A 19,913-nucleotide genomic window follows, 5' to 3' on the forward strand; every position below is an offset into this window, starting at 1 on the left:
CGCCCACCCGCCCCGACCTCCGAGGACCGAACATGCGCGGCCGCATCCTGAACCCGCCCGACCGGCCCTGGGCCGCGGTCGCCCTGCTCGCAGTGCTCGCCGCCCTCGGCGTCGCCAACTGGCGGATCGACGCCTCCTCGCCCGATCCCGCCCCGGCCGACGCCCCCGCCGCCGAGTTCAGCGCCGACCGCGCCTGGGCGACCGTCGAGGCCATGGCGGTCGAGCCGCACCCGATGGGCACGCCCGAGAAGGAGCGCGTCCGCGACCTGCTCGCCTCGGAGCTGGCCGCCCTCGGGTTCGACGTCGAGGTCCAGACCGACCTGGCCCGCGACGGCGGCGCGGACGGCCTGGCCCGCTTCGGGGTCGTGGAGAACATCGTCGCCACCCTCCCGGGCGCCGACTCGACCGGCACGGTCCTGCTGACCTCGCACTACGACTCGGTCCCGTCCGGTCCCGGCGCCGCCGACGCCGCCTCCGGCGTCGCGGCGATCGTCGAGACCGCCCGGGCCCTGAGCCTCGAAGGGCCGCACCGCAACGACCTCGTCGTGCTGCTCACCGACGGCGAGGAGATGGGCCTGTTCGGCGCCGAGGCCTACGCCCGGTCCCACCCCGCCTCCGAGGCGCCCACGGTCGTCTTCAACCTCGAGGCCCGCGGCGTCTCCGGGCCCTCGCTCATGTTCGAGACCTCGCGGGAGAACGCCGCGCTCATCGACGTGTTCGCCTCGGCCGCACCGCACCCGCACGGCGACTCGTCCGCGATCGAGGCGTACCGCCAGCTGCCCAACGACACCGACTTCACCCGCTTCCACGAGGCCGGGTACATCGGCCTCAACAACGCCTTCATCGGCGGCGCCTCCTGGTACCACACCCCGCACGACGACACCGGCCACCTCGACCCGGCCAGCCTCCAGCACCACGGCGAGAACACCCTCGGCACCGCCCGCGAACTCGCCGGCATGGACCTGGCGTCGCTCGAGTCCGACCACGACCAGACCTTCTTCGGGTTCTTCGGCCTCCTCGTCCACTACGGCGAGGCCTGGAACCTGCCCGTGGCGCTCGTCGGCCTCGCCGCCGTCACCGCGGCCGCCGCCCTCGCCCGGGCCCGGCGCCTCCTCAGCCTCCCGCGCCTGGGGCTCGCGATCCTCGCCTTCCCCGCGCCCGTGGCGCTCGCCGGGGCCGCCGCGGTCGGCCTCTGGCCCTGGCTCCAGGCGATGCGCCCCGGCTACGCCGACACCGGCGGACTCCTGTTCGACCGCACCTGGTACTACCTGGCGCTCCTGGTCTTCGGCCTCGCACTGCTCACCGCCTGGTACGTGCTCGTGCGCCGCCGCCTCGGCCCGGCCGCCGCCGCGCTCGCCCCGCTCGCGTGGCTCGCCCTCCTCGCCGTCGCCACCGCCTTCGCGGTACCGGGCGTGTCGTTCGTGTTCGCCCTCCCCGCGCTCGCCGCGGCCGGACTCCTGGCCGCGATGCTGCTGGAACCGCGGTCGCGGCGGCCGCGCCTGCTCGGCTACGCGCTCTTCGCGATCGGGCTCGTCCCGGCGGCCGTCCAGCTGAGCTGGACGTCGAACCTCGTCGAGGCCTTCGGCATGGGGCTCGCGGCCGTCCCGGCGGTCCTCATCGTCCTCTTCGCCGCCCCCGCGCTGCCGGTCCTCCACCTGTGCCGCCGGCTCGACGGGCGCGCCGGGCGCCTCGTCCCGGCCGCCGCCGCGGTCACCGCGCTGGCCCTCGTGTTCACCGGGCTGGTGGCCGACCGCTTCGACGCCGAGCACCCGCGCCAGGCGTACCTGTCCTATGTGCTCGACGCCGACACCGGCCTGGCCGTCTGGGTGTCCCACGACCGCGACCGGTCGGACTGGACCGACGACTACGTCACCGAGGACGGCCTGGAGACGTCGAGCCTGCCGAGGGCCTACATCGAGTCCGCCCCGCCGGAGGCCGGCTACGGGGTGGCCGAGGCGGTCGACCTGGAGGCGCCCGGCGCCGTGTACACGTCCCGCTCGGCCGGTTCGGCGACCCTCCAGGTGTCCTCCCCGCGCGGCGCCGACACGATGTGGCTGGCCGTCTACGGCCTGCCCGAGCGCGCCGAGGTCCGGCTCGCCGACGGCACCGCCGCCGACCTCGCGATCGAGCCGCCCGCCGAGCCCGGCGACCCGAGCCGGGTCTGGTTCTACAACGTCCCCGACGAGGGCTTCACCCTCACCCTGTACGGGCAGGCCCGCCTGTTCGACGTCACCGTGTTCGACCAGACCCACGGGCTCGAGGGCATCGGCTGGTACACCGAGCGCCCCGAGGGCCTCATGCGGTCGAGCGACCGCCTGTCCGACACCGTGACCGTGGCGGCCGCGGCTACTTGATGCCCGTGGTCGCCATGCCCTTGATGAGGAAGCGCTGCCCGAACACGAAGACGAGGAACATCGGCAGCAGCGAGACGACGCTCATGGCGAACATCGAGCCGTAGTCCGAACTGGACTGCGCGTCCAGGTACCCCTTGAGCGCCACCGACACCGGCCACGACTCGGGGACCCGCAGGTACACCAGCGGCCCGAAGAAGTCGCTCCACGTCCAGATGAAGGTGAAGATCGCCGTCGTCGCCAGCGCGGGCGTGATGAGCGGCAGCGTGATCCGCGTGTAGGACAGGAAGTGCCCGGCGCCGTCGATGCGGGCGGCCTCGAACAGCTCCTTCGGCAGGCTCCGGATGAACTGCACCATGAGGAACACGAAGAAGGCCTCGGTCGCCAGGAACTTCGGCACGATCAGGGGCAGGAACGAGTTGAGCCAGTTCAGCTCCTTGAAGATGATGAACTGCGGCACCATGAGCACCTGGAACGGGAGCATGATCGAGCCGAGCATGACCGCGAACAGGAGGTTCCGCCCCCGGAACCGGAGCCGCGCGAAGGCGTACGCCGCGAGCGAGCAGCTCACCAGGTTCCCGACGATCGCGCCGAGCGCGATGACCGAGGAGTTGAACAGGAACACCCCGAACGGGTACTGGAGGTCGTTCCAGCCGTTGGCGTAGTTCTCGGCGGTCAGGTCCGTCGTGAAGATGCTCAGGTCGCGGAAGATGTCGGCGTTGGGCTTGAAGCTCGAGACGACCAGCCACAGCAGCGGGTAGACCATGACCGCGCAGGCGGCGGCCAGGAGCGCGTGCTTGGCGATCGACCGCGTCCGCTGCCAGGCGGTTCGGGCGCGCCGCCGGGGCGGGCGCGCCGGGGAGCGCGGGAGGGCGGCCGTTTCAGTCGTCATAGAACACCCAGTACTTCGAGAGCCAGAAGTTGAACGCGGTGAAGGCGGCGACGACGAGCACGAGGAACCAGGCCATCGCCGAGGCGTAGCCCATGTCGAGCTCGGTGAACGCCTCCTTGTAGAGCAGGAGCGTGTAGAACATCGTCGCGTCGCCCGGCCCGCCGGTGCCGCCGGAGACGACGTACGCCTGCGTGAACGCCTGGAAGGCGAAGATGACCTGGAGGACGAGGTTGAAGAAGACGATGGGGGTGAGCAGCGGCAGGGTGATCTGGAGGAACCGCCTGGCGCGCCCGGCGCCGTCGATCGCGGCGGCCTCGTAGAACATCTCGGGGATCTGCCGCAGCCCGGCCAGGAAGATGACCATGGGGGAGCCGAAGGTCCACACGTGCAGGACGACGAGCGTGCCGAGCGCGAAGTCGGGGTGGCCGATCCAGCCGGGCGCGTCGATCCCGAACCAGCCGAGGGCGCCGTTGACGAGGCCGTCCTTGCCGAAGACCTGGCGCCACAGGATCGCGATGGCGACCGATCCGCCGAGGAGGCTGGGCAGGTAGAACACCGAGCGGTAGAACGGCAGGCCGCGCATCCCCTTGTCGAGGAGCAGCGCCAGGGCCAGGGCCAGCGCGAGCTGGAGCGGCACGCCCGCGAGCACGTAGACGACGGTGACGCGGAAGGAGTTCCAGAACCGCTCGTCCTGGAACATCGCGGTGAAGTTCCCCAGGCCGGTCCACTCGGGAGGCTGGAGCAGGTTGTAGTCGGTGAACGAGAGGTAGAGCGAGGCGACCATGGGGCCCACGGTGAGGCCGAGGAGCCCGATGAGCCAGGGGAGGAGGAACAGGTACGCGGCCTTGTTGTCGGGGTACCGCTCCTTGGTGCGGGAGGCGCCCTCGCGGCGGCGCACGGCGAGTCGGCGCAGTTCGCCAAGGCTGCTCATGCAGTCTCCTTCGGGGAGCCGAACCGCCGTTGTCCGACCATAATGGAGTAAACGTTTTCTGGATGGAATAGATTATGACGGTCGTCGATGTCTCCGTCAAGGAGCGAAGCCGACTTGTTCCCAGCTAGCGGCCGATGGGGGCGCTGACGTGTGGAAGTCTCGAAGGGAAACTGTTTCGTCGTCCACGGCGGACACATCGAGCAAGTGGAATATTGACAACCCTCTCTGTGAGTGCTAATTTCCCGCGCAAGCGGTTGCAGTCCACGGCAGGCTCGACCGGACCACCACTCGGATGGCCCCTCGCCCGTCCGGATCAACGGCAACCCGGTGGTTCGCCACCACGACAACGAAATCGAGGCGCCATGACGCGTACAGCACGCTCGCGCGCGGCCGTCGGATCCATCGCCGCGTCGGCGCTCCTCCTCTCCGGGTGCTTCGGCTCGGGCGACGGCGGAGCGGCGGGGGAGTACGACCCCGACGAGGAGATCGAGCTCGAGATCTCCTGGTGGGGCGATGACGACCGCGCCCGCCTCTTCGGCGAGGTCATCGACCGGTTCGAGGACGAGCACCCCAACATCACCATCGTCGAGACGCCCGTGGGCGCCCCCGACGACCTCTTCAACCGCCTCGCCACCGACTTCGCCGGCGGCGGCGACACCGCCCCGACGTCTTCGCGCTCGGCGGCGCCAAGCCCCAGGAGTACGGCGAACTCGGCGCCCTGCTCGACCTCTCCACCGTGGAGGGCGAACTCGACGCCGCCGGCTACCCCGACTTCTCGCTCACCAGTGCCATCGTGGACGACACCCTCTACGGGCTGCCGACCGGCGGCAACGCCACCGCCGCGTTCGTCAACGCCGACGTCTTCGCCCAGGCCGGCGTCCCCCTCCCCGAGGAGGGCTGGACCTGGCCCGACCTCGTCGCCGCCGCCAACGAGATCGGCTCCGCCGGACTCGCCAACGCCGCCGGCGACCCGGTCTACGGCATCGACCTGCGCGTCCAGGACATCCTCGGCACCTACGCCGCCCAGGTCAGCGAGGTCGGCATGTACGACTGGGACGGGAGCCTCGGCGTCGACGCCGAGGACATCGCCGGGTGGTACGAGATCGAGGAGCGGCTCCTGGAGGGCGGCGGCCTCCCCGACCCGTCGATCGTCACCGCGAACTGGCAGCTCCCGCCCGACCAGCAGCCCTTCACCCTCGGGCAGGCCGCGGTCACCTTCGGCTACACCAACCTCATGACCGCCTACAGCGCCGCCGGGGACGTGCGGATGCTCCTGCCGCCGACCGACACCGACCTCTCGGGCGTCGCGCTCCTGCCCTCCGCGTACTGGTCGGTCAACGCCGCCAGCCCGCACCCGCAGGCCGCGGCCATGCTGGTCGACTGGTTCCTGCACGAACCCGCCGCCGCGGAGCTCATCCTCGACACCCGCGGCGTCCCGTTCAACCCCGACACCCTCGAGGTCGTCTCGCCGCACCTGGAAGGACCGGCGCTGACCGCCGCCGACTACGTGGGGCGGATCTTCGACGAAGGCGTCGTGGCCCCGCCGCAGCCCGCCGGCGGCTCGATCATGAACGAGCTGTCGCAGCGCATGGAGACCGAGGTCCTCTTCGGACGACTCTCCCCCGGAGAGGCCGCCGAGCAGTGGGCCGAGGAGCTCGGCGCCGCGCTCGAGTGACCCGGGCCCGCGCGGACCGCGGCCGCTCGTCCGGGTCCGCCGCGGCGATCCCGGTGAACGGCCCGCGCGGCCGAGGCGGACCGTCCGCCTCGGCCGCGCCGGAGGCCGCCGCCGCTCGGCGGCGGACCCTCCTGACCGCGGACGGCACCGCCCCCGGCGGCGCCGCCGAAGGACGACCCTGACGAGAGGCACCATGACGACGCCGATCGACGCCGCCCTGCACCGCCTGCGCGACAACGACACCGTGCACCGCGCCCGACTCGGGGGCGCGGCCCTCGGCACCGAACTGGAGGACCGGGGCCTCGGCTTCGCCGCCGTCGGCGGACCCCTCGAGGACCGCTGGCACCGGGCCCTGGCCCAGCTCGCGCAGTGCATCAGGCCGCTCGACGGCACCGTCCCGGTCCTCAACGAAGGCGGCGTCTACAAGGGCACGTGGATCGAGAGCACCGGCACGGTCAACGCCGAGGTCCTCGCCCGCTTCGCCCCCGGCACCGCCCGCGACACCCAGCTCCTGTTCGCCGAGCACCAGCGCGACGACGGCATGATCCCCTACAAGGTCACCGCCGCCGGCCCGGCCTTCAGCCAGATCCAGGTCGTCACCCCGCTCGCCCGCACCGTCTGGCACCACCACCGCCTCACCGGCGGCGACCCGGCCCTCCTCGAGCGCATGTACCGCGCGATGGCCCGCTACGACGACTGGCTCGCGCGCTACCGCGACACCCGCGGCACCGGCGCCGTCGAGGCGTTCTGCGCCTTCGACACCGGGCACGACCTCTCACCGCGGTTCTGGTTCGCGCCCGACCGCGCCTTCCGCGGCGACGCCCGGCACTGCGACCCGGACTCGCCGACGCTCCCGTACATCGCCCCCGACCTCACCGCCAACGTCGCCTGCCAGCGCGCCTACCTCGCCCGGATCGCCGAGGCCCTCGGCGAGGACCCGGACCCCTGGCGCCGCAAGGCGGCGGCCTCCACCGCGGCGCTCTACGAGCAGTGCTTCGACGAGGCCGACGGCACGTTCTACGACCGCGACCGGAGCGGCGCCCACGTGCGCGTCCAGTCGGACGTCCTGCTGCGGGTCCTCGCCTGCGAGGTCGGCGACGGGGCGCTCTTCGAGCGGGCCCTGCGCGCCCATCTCATGAACACCCGGAAGTTCCTGTCGCACTACGGGTTCACCTCGCTCGCCATGGACGACCCGCGGTTCGACGCCGACGCCTCCCGCAACTCCTGGGGCGGCCCGGTCAACCTCCTGTCGATGCTCCGCGCCCCGCAGGCGTTCGAGCACCACGGGCACGTCGCCGAACTGGCCGTGGCCTCCGCGCCCGCGCTGGCCGCGCTGGCGGTCGCCGACCGCTTCCCGCAGTGCCTCGACCCCTGGTCCGGCGCGCCCGGCTTCACCTCGGTGTACTCGCCGTCGATCCTGTGGTTCCTCGACGCCGTCGAGCGCGCCTGCGGCGTCCTGCCGCGCCCCGACGGGCGGGTCTGGTTCACGGGCCTGGCGCCGACGCGGCTCGACCACGGCGCGGCCGCCGAGGCCACCGCCTACGCGCGGCGCGTCGGCGGCGCGCGCTACGAGCTCGCGGCCGACGACGAGCGCGCCGAGGTCCACCGCGACGGCGCCCCCTGGCTCGCCTTCCCGCGCGGCTGGCGCGTCGAGACCGGCCCTGAAGGGACCGTCCGGGCCGTCGTCGGCATGAGCCCGTCCACGGTGTCCGGTGAACTGCGCGTGCGCGGCGAGGCGGAGCGGTTGTCGCTGGCCCCCAACGAGCGCGTCGAGTTCGACGACCGCGGCGCGGTCGCCCGGCGGTCCGCGGTGACGTTCGTGCCGCCCGGTTTCGGCCGCTGACAGGCACCGCTATCAGACCGAGACGAGCGGTGGCGGACTCCGGTGTGTCACCGAGGCCGGTCCGGTGCTCGGGTGAGGTTCGAGCAGTAGACGACGAGGTGGAATGCCGATCGGCATGCGTCGCCGGGGCCGGGCGGATTCTCGAGCGGTGTTCGAGCAGTCGGCGGCGACAAGGCGGCGGAGCGGGTTTGGGTGCATCGCCGAGGCCGGGCTGGTGCGCGGGTGGGGTTCGGGTGGCAGCGACGGCGTGGTGGAGGGATCGGTGGTGGCGGTGTTGCCGGGGCGGGGCTGGTGCTCGGGGGGCAGTCAATCGACGACGGTGCGGCGGAGTGGCTGGTGCTGCGTGCGCTGCTGAGGCCGGGCGGGTGTGTGGGTGGGGTTCGGGCGGGCGGCGACGGAGGCGTGGAGGCCGGGGCCGGGGTGGCCTGCCGGGGCCGGGTCGGCGCTCGGGTGAAGTTCGGGCGGCGGCGACGGTGTGGCGGAGGGGTCGGTCCTGCGGTGGTCGCCGGGGCCGGGGTGGTTCGTGTCCGGTGTTCGGGCGGGCGGCGACGGAGGCGTGGAGGCCGGGGCCGGGGTGGCCTGCCGGGGCCGGGTCGGCGCTCACGTGAAGTTCGGGCGGCGGCGACGGTGTGGCGGAGGGGTCGGTCCTGCGGTGGTCGCCGGGGCCGGGGCGGTGTGGGTCGCGCCGGGACCGGGCGACGGCGCTCCGGTGGTGGCGGGGCCGGTGGTTGCCGGTGCGGTGGCGGCTCGGCCGGTCCTCGCTGCGGCGGCGGGGTCGGTGAGCGCTGGTGCGGCGGGGCCGGTCGTCGCTGCGGGGTCGGTGGCTGCCGGGTTCGTCGCAGCGGCCTGTCGCCGGGCGGCCTTGCGCGCGGTGCGTGTCATGGCAGTGCTCGCGCAGGGCATCGTCGTGGTCGTGGTGGTCATGGTGGGTTCACCTCCTTCCAAAGGCGTGGTCGCGGGCACGCGGTCGTGAGCGTGCTGCTCGGTGGCGTCGCTGAGCAGTGCTGTCTCGCAGCGGGGTCTCGCATCGCCGTCGAGTAGTCGCCGTAGCGGCCTGCCGGTCCTATCCGGCGTGCCGGATGTGGCTCGGTTCGTCCTGTCCTTTCTGTCGGTGGTGGTCGGGTGGGTGTGCTGGATACGCCTGGGGGTGTGTGCGGGACTCCGACTGTGCTGGCCGGCGGTACCTCCTCAAGGAGGCCGCGCTCCCGTCACATGCCCGTAGACCGCGGTGACGGTGGTACCAGCGCAGGACCGGAACGCGGGACAAGCAACCCCCGTCCTAGCTGCGAGGGCGGCCCCGACACCAGTGGGCGGTACGAGCGGCCAGAGGCTGTCGTAGTCTGCATTAAATGAACACATCTCGTTCGCTTGCACTGATTCCGTAACCCTGTACGTACCCCAATTCTCCTCCCATCGGCCTCCTGGCGGCAACACCCACACGGGTAGAGAACCCTCATGTTTCCACCGGACCCCCTGCCCCGCAACGACACCGACCACCAGATCCACAATGGCGCTCCGCCCGCCCGGCCCACACCGGCCCCCGAGCCCGCCAACCGACCCCAGCCCCACACACCGCTTCGTCGCCGCCGCCCTGACCACCACCCCCGCACCACCGGCAACCCACCGACCCACCCCCGGCGCCACCCCACCCCTCCATCGCCGCCACCCTCAGCGCAAGCCCCGCCGCCCCGGCCCCGCACAACGGCATCAGCCCCACTCACTTCGTCGTCGCTGCCGCTTTTTGCAGAGTTCGCCTCCCATCGACACTCCGAACCGGAACCGAGGACTCGCTTAGTAGGCTCCATCGATGAGTGACGGGCGACCATCCTCGCAACCGACGGCCCTCATCACCGGCGCCGCAGCGGGCATCGGCGCGGCCTTCGCCAGAGCGCTGGCGCAGGAGGGCTACCGACTCGTCCTCGTGGACCGCGACGGCGAGGCGCTGCGAGCCGTCGCGGGCGCCCTGCCCGCCGAATGCGAGCTCATGACCGCCGACCTCACGGTGGACGGGGAGGTCGCCCGTGTCGAGGAGCGGTGCGCCGAAGGCCTCGACCTGCTGGTGAACAACGCCGGCTTCGGGCATCCCACGGGCTTTCTCGACACCCCCGTCGAGGCCGAGACCGCGATGTCCCGGCTCCAGATCGAGGCCGTCCTCCGCTGCACGCTCGCCGCACTGCCGCCGATGATCGAACGCGGCAGCGGAGGCGTCATCAACACCGCCTCAGTGCTCGGATTCTTTCCGAGCTCGACGTATGCCGCGACCAAGGCCTGGGTCATCAGTTTCAGCCGGTCGGCCGCCGTCAAGACGCGGCCGCGCAACGTCGCGGTGACGGCGCTGTGCCCCGGCTTCACCCGCACCGACTTCCACGGCAGCGCCGGGATGAACATGTCCGGAATCCCGCGCTTCCTGTGGCTGGAGCCCGATTTCCTGGTCGCGAGGGCCTTGCGGGACTCGCGCAGGGGCAAGGCGCTCAGCGTCCCCGGCTGGCGGTACAAGATCATCGTGGTCCTCGCGCGACTGCTCCCGATGCGCCTGATCGACCTGGTGCTCACCCGGACCGGCAGGCGCCCGGTGGTAGGCCGGGCGGGCGGCCCGTCGTGAACCGCGCCCGGCCGTCCTGAGCGCCGCTCAGCGCACCCGCACGGCGTTCGGCTGCACCTCGACGGTGAAGCCCCCGGTCTCGCCCAGGTCCTCGCCGTCGATCTCCAGCACGCGCGGCTCCGACAGCGACACCGACAGGCGGCGCACCTTGGCATGCGTCGTCGTGTCCGCGCTCCGCGCGGGCTCCCCGCCGCCCAGGAGCCTGCGGATGCCGTTGTCCCACACGAACGAGCGGAGCGTGTCGGTCCACTCGTCGAGCCCTTCGGCGCTCAGCAGGAGCAGGTCGAGCGCGCCGTCGGCCGGGTCGGCGTCGGGCAGGAGCATGATGCCGCCCTGGAGGGTCCCGCAGTTGCCGACCATGAGCGTGTGCCCCGAGACCCACTCGGCCGCCCCGCCGTCGACGGCGAGGTCGATCTCCACGACCTCGCTCGCGCTCAGGGCGCGGCCCAGCGACTCCACGTAGGCGAGCCAGCCGATCCTGCTCTTGAGGTCCTCGTCGGTCTCGACGATCATGTGCGCGTCGATCCCGAACCCGGCGATGACGGCGAACGCCTGCCGCACCCGCTCACCGTCGACGTCCGCCTCGACCCAGCCGAGGTCGATCGCGCGCGGCTCGCCCCCGAACGCCCGCGCGAGCGCGCCGGCGGCGTCGTTCAACGGGACGCCGAGGTTGCGCGCGAGGAGGTTCCCGGTCCCGAGCGGGACGATCGCGAGGTCGGCCGCCGCCTCGTCCCGCGCGAGCCGCTCGGCGACCGCGCGCACGGTCCCGTCGCCGCCCGCCGCGACGACCACGTCGGCGCCCGCGGCCAGGGCCTCCCCGGCGGCCCCGCCGCCGGGGTCCTCGACGCTCGTCTCGTACCACGAGACCGACGCTTCGGCGGCGTCCTCGGGCAGCACCTCCTCGAGGTCCTCCCGCGACGTCTTCGACGGGTTCCACACGATCGCGATCCGGCCCTCGGCCATCATGTTCTCCTTGCCGCGCACGGGGCCGCACGGCCTCGCGGCCGCGGTGCGGCCCCCCGTGCGATCCCTCGCCCGATGCTGACCGTGAGCGTACCGCCCCCGCCCGCCCCCGGGCACGGAGACGCCCCCGGCGGCGGGGCCGCCGGGGGCGCTGTGAGGGGTCGGCGGCGCCTCACGGACCGCCGACCGGGTCGGTCACAGGTCGACCACGTCGCCGCCCAGCGTCACCGTCAGCGCGCCGCCGGAGCCGAAGCTCCAGCCGAGGCTGCCGGAGTACTGGGAGCACCGGGACCCGTTGGAGCCGGTGTCCCACTGGTTCGAGCTGTCGGAGTTGCCCACGATGCGGTCGTTCGAGCCGCTGTCGCAGGAGGTGTTGCCGCGGAAGACGTGGCTGCCCTCGTCGAAGTTGAAGTTCCGCTCCCCGTTGCCGATGGCGAGGTTGTTCGAGATCGTCATCGAGCCCGGGTTCGAGTTGTAGGTGAACCCGTGCTTGCCGTTGTCGATCGCGATGGACCGCACGACCGTGTGGTCGACGGCGATGTCCTCGCCGCCGAGCTTGAAGCCGTTGCGGTCGCCGTTGCCGGCCTGGCCGCCGTTGGAGAGCGTGCCGTTGTCGTAGGAGAGCGAGTCCTCGATGGTCACTTCGCCGATGGGGCCGGTGTCGTCCTTCGTGTAGAGGTCCCATCCGTCGTCGATGTTGTTGTGGGCCACGCAGTACCGGAAGACGTTCCCGTCGCCGGAGGTGAGCTTCGCGGCGAAGCCGTCGGCGTCCTCGCCGTCGGAGTCGACGTTGTCGTGCGACTCCGAGCTGAGGATGAGGTTGTTCGACGGCCACTCGCTGCTGGGCGCCCCGGCGGTGTACCGGGCGATCTGGAGGCCCGTGTCGGCGTTGTGGCGGGTGACGACCCGTTCGATGATGTTGCTGTTGCCGCCGAGCAGGATGCCGTTGTCGCCGGCGTGCTCGACGATGATGCCCCTGATGTGCCACCAGTCGCCGCCGATGGCGAGGCCGCGGTTGGCCGAGTCCTCGGACTGCGCCGAGAAGTTCAGCACGGGGGTCTCGCCCGAGTAGGCGAAGAGCTCGGTGCGGTTCCCGGAGGAGCCGTCGTTGCCCGGCTCGATGTGCACGGTCGAGGAGAGGTTGTAGGTCCCGCCCCGCACGTAGATCCTGCCGCCCGGGTCGATCCGGTCGATGGCCGAGACCAGCGAGGTCGGGTCGGACTGGGTGCCCGAGGCGTTCGAGCTGCCGTTCGGGGCGACGTAGAGCTCGTCGCCGCCCGCCGGCGGGTCGGTCGGGTCGTCGTCGTCCGGCGGTGTGGTCGGGTCGTCGGGGTCGGTCGGGTCGCCGTCGCCGGGGGCCGAGCTCGCGTAGGTCTCGAACTCGGCGATCCTGGGCGTGCCGCTGGCGCTGGTGATCACGAAGTTGATCTTCTTCAGCGAGGTCGCGGAGAAGGTGATGGTCCCCGCGCCGCTGCCGGAGGCCAGCACGTCGCCGTTGGCGTGGTTCACCACCTGCCAGGAGCCGATGTTGCCCTCGGCGCCCGACGCCTCGCGGATGACGATGGCGGACACCGTCTTGGCGCTGTCCCACTTGACCGAGACGCGCCCGGTCGAGCCGCTCGGCGACCAGTAGGTGCCCATGTCCCCGTCGATGACGTTGCCGTAGCTGGTGCCGCTCGCCTTGCCGGAGCCGTCGGCGCCCGCGTCGGAGCTGAGGCTCAGGTTCTCGCCGCCGGGCTCCTCACCGGGGTCGGTGGTCGGGTCGTCGGGGTCGGTGGTGGGGTCGTCCGGGTCCTCCGACGGCGTCTCTGCTGAGCAGTTCCCGTCCGAGACCTTCAGGCCCTTGTTGGCGCCCGCGGTCTCCGCCACGATGGACGGCACGCAGCTGGCCTGGTCGAGCGGGTACGAGTACGGGATGCTGACCGTGGTGGTCGAGGTCGGGTTCGGGCCGGCGGGGTGGCTGTCGCTGCCTTCGGCCGACCAGGTCACGTTGTCGAAGACGTTCCCGCTGACCTGCCAGTAGCCCATCGAGTCGGTGTAGTAGGTGCCCAGGACGTCCTTGGAGTCCTCGAAGTAGTTGTTGTCCACCTTGACCTTGGCGCCGACCCGGGAGTTGATGCCGGAGTCCCAGATGCCCGTGAAGTGGTTGTTGTAGGTGTGGGCCGTGCCGGCGCGCAGGAGCGGCACGCGGGACTTGAGGTTGTCGTACAGGTTGTGGTGGAACGTGACGAAGCTGTTGTCGGTGTCGCTGTCGCCGGAGCCGATGAGGCCGCCGCGGTCGGAGCCCCGCAGGATGCTGTACGACAGGGTGACGTACTTCGTGTCGTTCTTCATGTCGAAGAGGCCGTCGTAGCCCTCGGACTCGCCGCCCGAGGCCTCCAGGGTGACGTGGTCGACCCAGACGTTGCGGACCCCGCTCTCCATGCCGATCGCGTCGCCGCCGTTCGAAGTGGGCGAGCCCGACTTCTTGACGTTCTTGACCGTGACGTTCTGGATGATGATGTTGCTGGAGTCGCGGATGTGGATGCCGATCTGGTCGAAGGTGGCCCCGCCGCCCACGCCGATGATCGAGATGTTGCTGACGCCCTTGAGCTCGATGACGTCGTCGGCGGTGTCGCAGCTGTCGCCGTCGACGTCGCTGGTGTTGCCGTGGTTGATGGTGCCCGACACCTGGATGATGACCGGTGTGTCCGTGGAGGCCCGGTTGCACAGGGCCTCGTGGATGTCGGTGCCGGAGCTGGCCTGGACGACCTGTCCGCCGGCGCCGCCGTCGGTCCCGCCGTTCTGGGTCGCGTAACCGGTGGCCCCGGTGGTCTGCGCCGCGGCCGTCGTCATCGACAGCGCGACGCCCGCGACCACGACGGCCGCGGTCGCGACCGCCGTTCCGACTCTGAGTAGGAGTTTTCGTCTCATCATTGAGTACCTCTCTTGAGGGAGACATTGAGGTATTTGAATGAATTTAAGGCAAGGGCTTTCAAGGAGTCAAGGGAAATCTGCAACCGATTGCCTAGAAGTTCGAATTTTTCCGCCGCCGGTCACGGCGAACCCCGTGGCGCAGTGGTCCCGGGAGGTGCCCCGCCAGGCGGCCAGCGGTTGCTGAAGCGCTCGAAACGCCAGCTGAACGGCCCTGAGGGGCAGACCGTGCGGGGGCCGTCAGGTCCGGAACGCCCTCCGGTAGGCGCCCGGCGTCACGCCCACGGTCTGCGCGAACTGGGCGCGGAAGTTGGAGACGCTGGGGAACCCCGTCCTGGCGGCGATCCGCTCGACGGTGTGGTCGGTGGTCTCCAGCAGCTCCTGGGCGTGGCGGATGCGCACGCCCCCGAGCCACTGGATCGGGCTCTGCCCCGTCTCGGCGGCGAAGCGCCGCGTGAGCGTCCGGGGGCTGAGCCCCGCCGCCGCGGCGATGTCGGCCAGCGAGAGGCCGCGGTGCGCGTGCTCCTCGATCCACGCCAGGACCCGCTCGAGCGTCGCGGTCTGACAGGTCGGCCGGTTGCGGAGGATGTACTGCGCCTGGCCCCCCGTGCGCTGGAGCGGCGTCACCGCCAGGCGCGCGGCGTCGGCCGCCACGGCCACCCCGTAGTCGGACCGCACGATGTGGAGGCACAGGTCCAGGCCGGACGCCGCGCCCGCCGAGGTGAGGACGTCGCCGTTGTCGGTGTAGAGCACGTCAGGGTCGACGCGGGCGCCGGGGTGGCGGCGGGCGAGCTCGTCCGAGGCGAGCCAGTGCGTCGTCGCCTCCCTGCCCTCCAGCAGGCCCGCCTCCCCGAGCGTGAACGCGCCCACGCAGATCGAGGCGACGCGCGAGCCGCGCTCCACCGCCTCGCGGAGCGCGTCGAGCACGGCGGGCGCGGTCGGCCGGGTCGGCTCGTTGCGCCCGGGCACGACGACCAGGTCGGCGCGCTCGCACGCCTCCAGCCCCGCGTCGGTGGCGATGCGGAGCGGACCGGCCGACACGACGGGCGCCTCCCCGGCGACGACGACCCGGTAGCCGGGCCGCCCGTCGGGCAGGCGGACGCGCCCGAAGACCTCGACCGGCGTGGCCAGATCGAACGCTATCGAGTCCTCGAGCGAGAGCACGGCGACGGTGTGCACGACCCGATGCTAGCCGGTCGACCGGCGCTCCGAGACGGCCGGACCGGTCGTCGCGGCGATGGCCGGATCCAGGAGGAAGTTGGCGAGACGGACACTGACGATCCCGGGGGCGCCGGGCGAACATGGTGGCACCTCCTGAAGGAAGGAACACCATGGACGACATCCGCGCCCAATTCGTGCTCTTCGACGGCTTCGACCCGCTCGACGTGGTCGCCCCGCTCGAAGTCCTCACCGCCGCGAACGAGCGCCTCGGTCGGCTCGACGTCGCGCTCGTGACCGCGGAGGGCCCGCGCCAGGTCGCCTCCGGCACCCCGGGCGTCTCCCTGACCGCCACCGCGGCGCTGGACCCGACCGCGGCCTACGTCGTCGTGCCCGGCGCCTCCGGGCCCGCGGCCCCCGAACCCGGCGCGGACACGATCCCGGACCTCCTGGCGCGCTTCGCCTCCGGCGCCGCCGCGCCGCTCCTGCGCCGCGTCGTCGACGACCCGGCGGTGACGGTCGCGACCGTCTGCGGCGGCTCGCTGGCGCTGGCCATGGCCGGGCTCCTCGCGGGGCGCCGCGCCACCACGAACGCGATGGGCCTCGCCATGCTCGAGGCCGCCGGGGCGCGCGTCGTGCGCGCCCGCGTCGTGGACGACGGCGACCTCGTCACCGCTGGAGGCGTCACCTCGGGCCTCGACCTCGCCCTCCACCTCCTGGACCGCGACTTCGGGCCGCAGGCCGCCCTCGCGGTCGAGGAGCTCTTCGAGTACGAGCGCCGCGGCACCGCCTGGCGGCGCCCCGACGGGAAGCGGGCCGGCCGGTGACCGCGTTCCTGCTCTCCGTCCACGTCCTCGCCGCGATCCTGACCGTCGGCCCGGTCGCCGTCGCCGCCAGCATGTTCCCTCCGGCGTGGCGGGCCGCCGCGCAGGACCCGGCGAACGCGCGCAAGGCCGCCGCGGCCGCCGTGCTGCACCGCGTCACGCGCGTCTACGCGACGATCGGCGCGGTCGTCCCCGTCTTCGGCCTCGCCACGGGCGCGAGCCTCGGCGTCCTCGGCGACGCGTGGCTCATCGCCTCGATGGTCCTCACCGCCGGGGCGGCGGCGGTCCTCATCGCCCTGGTCCTCCCCGCCCAGCGCCGCGCCCTCGCGGACCTCGGCGCCGCCGCCGAGGAGGACGGCGCCGCGCCGCCGTCCGGCCGGCTCGCGATGCACGCGGGCGTCTTCAACCTGCTCTGGGCGATCGTGGTCGTCCTGATGATCTACCGGCCCGGCTCGACGACGGGAGTCTGACCGTGGACCCGCGCCGCATCCTCCACATCGCAGGAACCGCCGAACTGGCGACGCTCGCCCTGATGCTGCTGAACCTGGGCACCGTCCACCACCCCGTGGTCACCGACGTCGTCGGCCCGCTCCACGGCCTCGTCTACACCGGCACCGTCGTCGCCGCCGCGCTGCTGGCGGCCGGCCGCCACCGGGTCTGGCTCCTGGCGCTGATACCCGGGGCCGGCGGGCTGCTGGCCGCCCGCGGCATTCCGCCGCGGACGCCCTGAACGGGCCCGGCCGCAGGCCGGGGCCCGTTCAGATGGTGTTCATGTACTGCTCGAAGGTGCCGTTGGCGGCCTGGATGAGGCCGAGGACCTCTTCGAGGCGCTCGCGCGCCTGCTGCCATTGGCCGATCGCCTCGGGCGGGAGCGAGCTCGAGGTCTCCTGGGTGGCCTCCATGCCGGAGGCCACCGCGGTCTCCAGCTGGGTCATCGACGAGCCGATCGCCCCCGATGCCTCGTTCGCCTGTTCGATCGCTGCCTGGATCTGCGCCTTGATCTCTGCGGTACTGGCCATGAGCAGTGGTCCTTCACTGTTTCGAGGGTCGTTGCGCCACATGGTGGACACTCACAACGGTAGCCGCGGGGCGGCCCGTCGCGCAGCTCCGGTGCGCGCGTGTCCGGCGCGGAGCGGCTTCAGACGGCCGCGAGCACCAGGTCCGCGACCGGCCCGTGCGCCGGGTGCGGCCGCCAGGCTCCGCCGCCCTCTCGGACCGCCTCCCGGTCGGTGGCCATGCGGAACAGCAGGGCCCGCAGGAGCAGCTGCGGCCACTGCTCCCGCCGGGACCCGCGCTCCACCAGGGCCGCGTCGGCGCCGTGCCAGCAGAGCGCGTCGACCACCGTGACCGCCGCGGCCCACGCCGCCGGGCGCCAGTACGGCGCCCAGTCGATGACCGCGGGCGGCAGGCCGGGCTCGTAGAGGAGGTTGCCGAGCAGGTCGCCGTGGACGAGCTGCGAATCGGCCGCGACGGGCGTCCGGGCCCGCATGAGGCGGTCGAGGAGCGGTTCGTCCGCGCTCGCCGCCAGGTCCCAGGCGGCGCGGTCGGCCCGGGTCCACCGGTTGTCGCGCTCGTCCAGGAAGGACGGTTTCGGCACGGCGGCGAGCGCTTCGCAGAACGCGTCGCCCACTTCGAGGGCCTCGTCCCACCGCGTCGGGTCGGTCCGGCCCGCGGCGTGGCGCGAGGCCTCCCAGCCGCCGTGCACCCAGTCGCCCGAGGCGGCGCGGACGGGGCGGGCGATCCGCAGCCGGTCCGTCTCGGGCAGCGCGTCGAGCACCGAGGCGCGCCACCGCGACTCGACCGCGAGGTCCACCGGTTTGAGCACGGTCGCGCCCGCGAGCCAGGTCCGGCCCTGGCCGCCGTCGAGCGGCCGGGGCCCGCCGCTCGCGCCGAACGCGGCGAGGACGTCTTCGGTCGGCGTCTGCACCGGCCGACCGTAGCCGCGCCCGCTCCGGGGCGTCAATCGCAATTGCGCGGCCAGCCGGTGCACGCCGAGCGCCCAGCGCTCGAAACCGGCGTCCCTCATCGGCCTCTCGCGGCGTTCCGCCGCACCTCCGCCGCGATCCGCGGCCAGATCGCCTCCGGGAGGTCGTGGCCCACGCCCGGGAACGTCACCAGCCGGGAGCCCTCGACCGCCCCCGCGGTCGCCCGCGCCGCGCCGACCCTGAGGATCGGGTCGGCCTCGCCGTGCAGCACCAGCATGGGCGCCTTGAGCTCCCGCAGCCGCGGGCCGCTCCACTGCGCCCCGATCTGGCGGCTCTGCGCCTTCGCGTCCCTCGGCCCGCTGTCGACCTCGGACTCGATCCACGCGCGCGCGGCCGCCTCGTCGAACGGGTAGGCGGGGGAGGCGATCCCGCGCCAGACGGCGAGCGAGGCCTGGACGTCGCCCTCGCGGCCCTCCGGGAACCGCGTCCGCGCGAGCTTCGCCAGGAGCCCGAACCGCAGGTGGCGCAGGACGCCGAGCCCGGCCGCGTCGCTGGGGGCCGCGCCCGAGGACGTGACGCTGAGCGTCCGGTCCGGGTGGCGCAGCGCGACCCGCTGCGCGACGGCCCCGCCCAGCGAGTGTCCGAAGAGGTGCGCCCGCTCCCAGCCGAGCGCGTCCATCACCGCGGCGGCGTCGTCGGCCATGTCCTCGGCGGTGTACGGCGACCCCTGGCGCCGCAGCAGCGCCTTGAACGGATTGGCCACGGCGGTCTCGGCCATGCGGGAGGACTCGCCCGCGTCGCGCTGGTCGTACCGCGCGACGTCGAACCCCGCCCCGGTGAACGCGTCGCACAGCCCCTCGGGCCACCAGAACCGCGACGTGGCCAGGCCCATGATGAGCAGCAGCGGCTCGGACCCGGCGCCCTCGCGGCGGTCGTAGGCCAGGTCGGCCCCGCCGTTCCGGGCGTACGCGGTGGCCGTCCAGCCGGCGCGTCCCCGTCGTGTCGTGTCGCGGTCCATGGCGGTTTCCCTCCTTTTACTGCGATCGATGTTCGCAGTATCTTGCCGCCACTATACTGCACACGTCGTTCGCAGAAAAGGGGTCGGTGTGGAAGGAGACATCGTGGAGCAGTCACCGGGCGTCTGGGAGCGGCCGCGGCGCGGGCGCCGCGGCCCCGCGCCCGAGCACGACCTCGACCGGATCGCGGCGGCCGCCCTGGCGCTCGCCGACGCGGACGGCCTGGCCGCCGTGACCATGCGCGCGGTCGCCGCGGCCCTCGGCACCGGCCCGGCCTCGCTCTACCGCTACGTCCGCACCCGCGACGAACTGGTCGAGCTCATGGCCGACGCCGCCTACGGCGAGATCGACGGCGAGGCCGCGCCCGCGGGGGACTGGCTCGCCGGACTGCTCGCCCTCGCCCGCGAGAGCCGCCGCATGCTCCTGCGCCACCCCTGGCTCCTGGAGGTCGCCGAGACGCCCCGCCCGCTCGGCCCCAACGCCGCCGACTACCTCGACCGCGCCCTCGGCGTCCTCGAATCCGCCGAGACCGACACCCGCACCAAGTTCGAGGCGATAGGCGTGCTCAACGCCCTGGTCGTGATGCTCGTCCGCGCCGAGACCGCCGGCGCGGACCGGGACGCCGCGGGCCCCGCGGCGCTCGCCCGCCTCGCCGCCGAAGGGCGCCGCCCGCACCTGGCCGCCGCGCTCGCCGACCCCGCCCCGGCCCCGCCCGAGGGCCCCGGCGAGGCCTTCGACCGGGTCGTCTCCCGCGTCCTCACCGGACTGGTCTGATCGGTCAGGAATCGAGAAGCCCCGGGCCGCGCCCCCGCCATACCGT

16 protein-coding genes and 1 pseudogene are annotated in these 19,913 nt (G+C 72.9%); 8 read left to right on the forward strand and 9 right to left on the reverse strand.

Annotated elements, in window-relative coordinates; all coding sequences use genetic code 11:
• Positions 1-32: 32 nt before the first annotated feature.
• The gene (locus LO763_RS24685; protein WP_230790265.1) at positions 33-2,354 is read left to right on the forward strand and encodes a M28 family peptidase; all 2,322 of its coding nucleotides are present in this window, start codon (positions 33-35) and stop codon (positions 2,352-2,354) included.
• On the opposite strand, the gene LO763_RS24690 is transcribed toward LO763_RS24685, so the two are convergent.
• On the reverse strand, positions 2,347-3,243 hold the full coding sequence (locus LO763_RS24690; protein ID WP_230790267.1) for a carbohydrate ABC transporter permease: 897 nt from the start codon (positions 3,241-3,243) through the stop codon (positions 2,347-2,349). The two genes, LO763_RS24685 and LO763_RS24690, sit on opposite strands and share 8 nt — an antisense overlap.
• Positions 3,233-4,174 (reverse strand): carbohydrate ABC transporter permease, encoded by a 942-nt coding sequence (locus tag LO763_RS24695; protein WP_230790269.1) that lies wholly within the window; start codon positions 4,172-4,174, stop codon positions 3,233-3,235. The genes LO763_RS24690 and LO763_RS24695 overlap by 11 nt, the downstream gene beginning before the upstream one ends.
• A gap of 673 nt (positions 4,175-4,847) precedes the next feature.
• Here LO763_RS24695 and LO763_RS24700 point away from each other — a divergent pair.
• Positions 4,848-5,849, forward strand: a pseudogene (locus LO763_RS24700) (ABC transporter substrate-binding protein); the annotation flags it as partial.
• A 193-nt stretch (positions 5,850-6,042) separates the two neighbouring features.
• Positions 6,043-7,692 (forward strand): MGH1-like glycoside hydrolase domain-containing protein, encoded by a 1,650-nt coding sequence (locus tag LO763_RS24705; protein WP_230790271.1) that lies wholly within the window; start codon positions 6,043-6,045, stop codon positions 7,690-7,692.
• A 600-nt stretch (positions 7,693-8,292) separates the two neighbouring features.
• On the opposite strand, the gene LO763_RS24710 is transcribed toward LO763_RS24705, so the two are convergent.
• Positions 8,293-8,616, reverse strand: a complete 324-nt coding sequence (locus tag LO763_RS24710; protein ID WP_230790273.1) for a hypothetical protein — start codon at positions 8,614-8,616, stop codon at positions 8,293-8,295.
• Positions 8,617-9,499: 883 nt separating this feature from the next.
• Here LO763_RS24710 and LO763_RS24715 point away from each other — a divergent pair.
• Positions 9,500-10,294: an SDR family NAD(P)-dependent oxidoreductase gene (locus LO763_RS24715; protein ID WP_230790275.1), complete on the forward strand. Its 795-nt coding sequence runs from the start codon at positions 9,500-9,502 to the stop codon at positions 10,292-10,294.
• A 27-nt stretch (positions 10,295-10,321) separates the two neighbouring features.
• Here the strand turns inward: LO763_RS24715 and LO763_RS24720 are convergent, their stop codons facing one another.
• From LO763_RS24720 to LO763_RS30140, 3 genes are all read right to left on the reverse strand, one after another.
• Positions 10,322-11,257, reverse strand: coding sequence for a diacylglycerol/lipid kinase family protein (locus LO763_RS24720; protein WP_230790277.1), 936 nt, complete (start codon positions 11,255-11,257; stop codon positions 10,322-10,324).
• 195 nt (positions 11,258-11,452) lie between these two features.
• A complete protein-coding gene (locus LO763_RS24725; RefSeq protein ID WP_230790280.1) occupies positions 11,453-14,170 on the reverse strand; it encodes a pectate lyase family protein in 2,718 nt (905 codons plus the stop codon).
• A 240-nt stretch (positions 14,171-14,410) separates the two neighbouring features.
• Positions 14,411-15,349 (reverse strand): GlxA family transcriptional regulator, encoded by a 939-nt coding sequence (locus tag LO763_RS30140; RefSeq protein ID WP_230790282.1) that lies wholly within the window; start codon positions 15,347-15,349, stop codon positions 14,411-14,413.
• A 161-nt stretch (positions 15,350-15,510) separates the two neighbouring features.
• On the opposite strand from LO763_RS30140, the gene LO763_RS24735 reads away from it, so the two are divergent.
• From LO763_RS24735 to LO763_RS24745, 3 genes are read left to right on the forward strand one after another with little or no spacing between them, the layout of a single operon-like run.
• Positions 15,511-16,155, forward strand: coding sequence for a DJ-1/PfpI family protein (locus LO763_RS24735; RefSeq protein ID WP_369432080.1), 645 nt, complete (start codon positions 15,511-15,513; stop codon positions 16,153-16,155).
• A complete protein-coding gene (locus LO763_RS24740; protein WP_230790290.1) occupies positions 16,152-16,622 on the forward strand; it encodes a DUF2269 family protein in 471 nt (156 codons plus the stop codon). Before LO763_RS24735 ends, LO763_RS24740 begins: the two co-directional genes overlap by 4 nt.
• 2 nt (positions 16,623-16,624) lie before the next feature.
• Positions 16,625-16,882 (forward strand): hypothetical protein, encoded by a 258-nt coding sequence (locus LO763_RS24745; RefSeq protein WP_230790293.1) that lies wholly within the window; start codon positions 16,625-16,627, stop codon positions 16,880-16,882.
• Positions 16,883-16,910: 28 nt separating this feature from the next.
• Here LO763_RS24745 and LO763_RS24750 read toward each other — a convergent pair whose 3' ends face one another.
• The 3 genes from LO763_RS24750 to LO763_RS24760 all read right to left on the reverse strand — a co-directional run bounded on the left by LO763_RS24750 (position 16,911) and on the right by LO763_RS24760 (position 19,095).
• A complete protein-coding gene (locus LO763_RS24750; RefSeq protein WP_230790296.1) occupies positions 16,911-17,171 on the reverse strand; it encodes a hypothetical protein in 261 nt (86 codons plus the stop codon).
• A 119-nt stretch (positions 17,172-17,290) separates the two neighbouring features.
• Positions 17,291-18,079: a hypothetical protein gene (locus tag LO763_RS24755; protein WP_230790298.1), complete on the reverse strand. Its 789-nt coding sequence runs from the start codon at positions 18,077-18,079 to the stop codon at positions 17,291-17,293.
• Positions 18,080-18,174: 95 nt separating this feature from the next.
• The gene (locus tag LO763_RS24760) at positions 18,175-19,095 is read right to left on the reverse strand and encodes an alpha/beta fold hydrolase (RefSeq protein ID WP_230790300.1); all 921 of its coding nucleotides are present in this window, start codon (positions 19,093-19,095) and stop codon (positions 18,175-18,177) included.
• A gap of 103 nt (positions 19,096-19,198) precedes the next feature.
• On the opposite strand from LO763_RS24760, the gene LO763_RS24765 reads away from it, so the two are divergent.
• Complete coding sequence (locus tag LO763_RS24765; RefSeq protein ID WP_230790330.1) at positions 19,199-19,867, forward strand: TetR/AcrR family transcriptional regulator C-terminal domain-containing protein; 669 nt, start codon at positions 19,199-19,201, stop codon at positions 19,865-19,867.
• Positions 19,868-19,913: the final 46 nt, after the last annotated feature.

The organism is Glycomyces amatae, assembly GCF_020991375.1.
GTDB classification, from domain to species: Bacteria; Actinomycetota; Actinomycetes; order Mycobacteriales; family Micromonosporaceae; genus Glycomyces; species Glycomyces amatae.

What these genes read in the sequence shown, in the direction of transcription:
- LO763_RS24685 (WP_230790265.1), top strand. Translation starts at nt 33, where the DNA reads ATGCGCGGCCGCATCCTGAACCCGCCCGACCGGCCCTGGGCCGCGGTC.
- LO763_RS24690 (WP_230790267.1), bottom strand. Translation starts at nt 3,243, where the DNA reads ATGACGACTGAAACGGCCGCCCTCCCGCGCTCCCCGGCGCGCCCGCCC.
- LO763_RS24695 (WP_230790269.1), bottom strand. Translation starts at nt 4,174, where the DNA reads ATGAGCAGCCTTGGCGAACTGCGCCGACTCGCCGTGCGCCGCCGCGAG.
- LO763_RS24705 (WP_230790271.1), top strand. Translation starts at nt 6,043, where the DNA reads ATGACGACGCCGATCGACGCCGCCCTGCACCGCCTGCGCGACAACGAC.
- LO763_RS24710 (WP_230790273.1), bottom strand. Translation starts at nt 8,616, where the DNA reads ATGACCACCACGACCACGACGATGCCCTGCGCGAGCACTGCCATGACA.
- LO763_RS24715 (WP_230790275.1), top strand. Translation starts at nt 9,500, where the DNA reads ATGAGTGACGGGCGACCATCCTCGCAACCGACGGCCCTCATCACCGGC.
- LO763_RS24720 (WP_230790277.1), bottom strand. Translation starts at nt 11,257, where the DNA reads ATGGCCGAGGGCCGGATCGCGATCGTGTGGAACCCGTCGAAGACGTCG.
- LO763_RS24725 (WP_230790280.1), bottom strand. Translation starts at nt 14,170, where the DNA reads ATGAGACGAAAACTCCTACTCAGAGTCGGAACGGCGGTCGCGACCGCG.
- LO763_RS24750 (WP_230790296.1), bottom strand. Translation starts at nt 17,171, where the DNA reads ATGGCCAGTACCGCAGAGATCAAGGCGCAGATCCAGGCAGCGATCGAA.
- LO763_RS24760 (WP_230790300.1), bottom strand. Translation starts at nt 19,095, where the DNA reads ATGGACCGCGACACGACACGACGGGGACGCGCCGGCTGGACGGCCACC.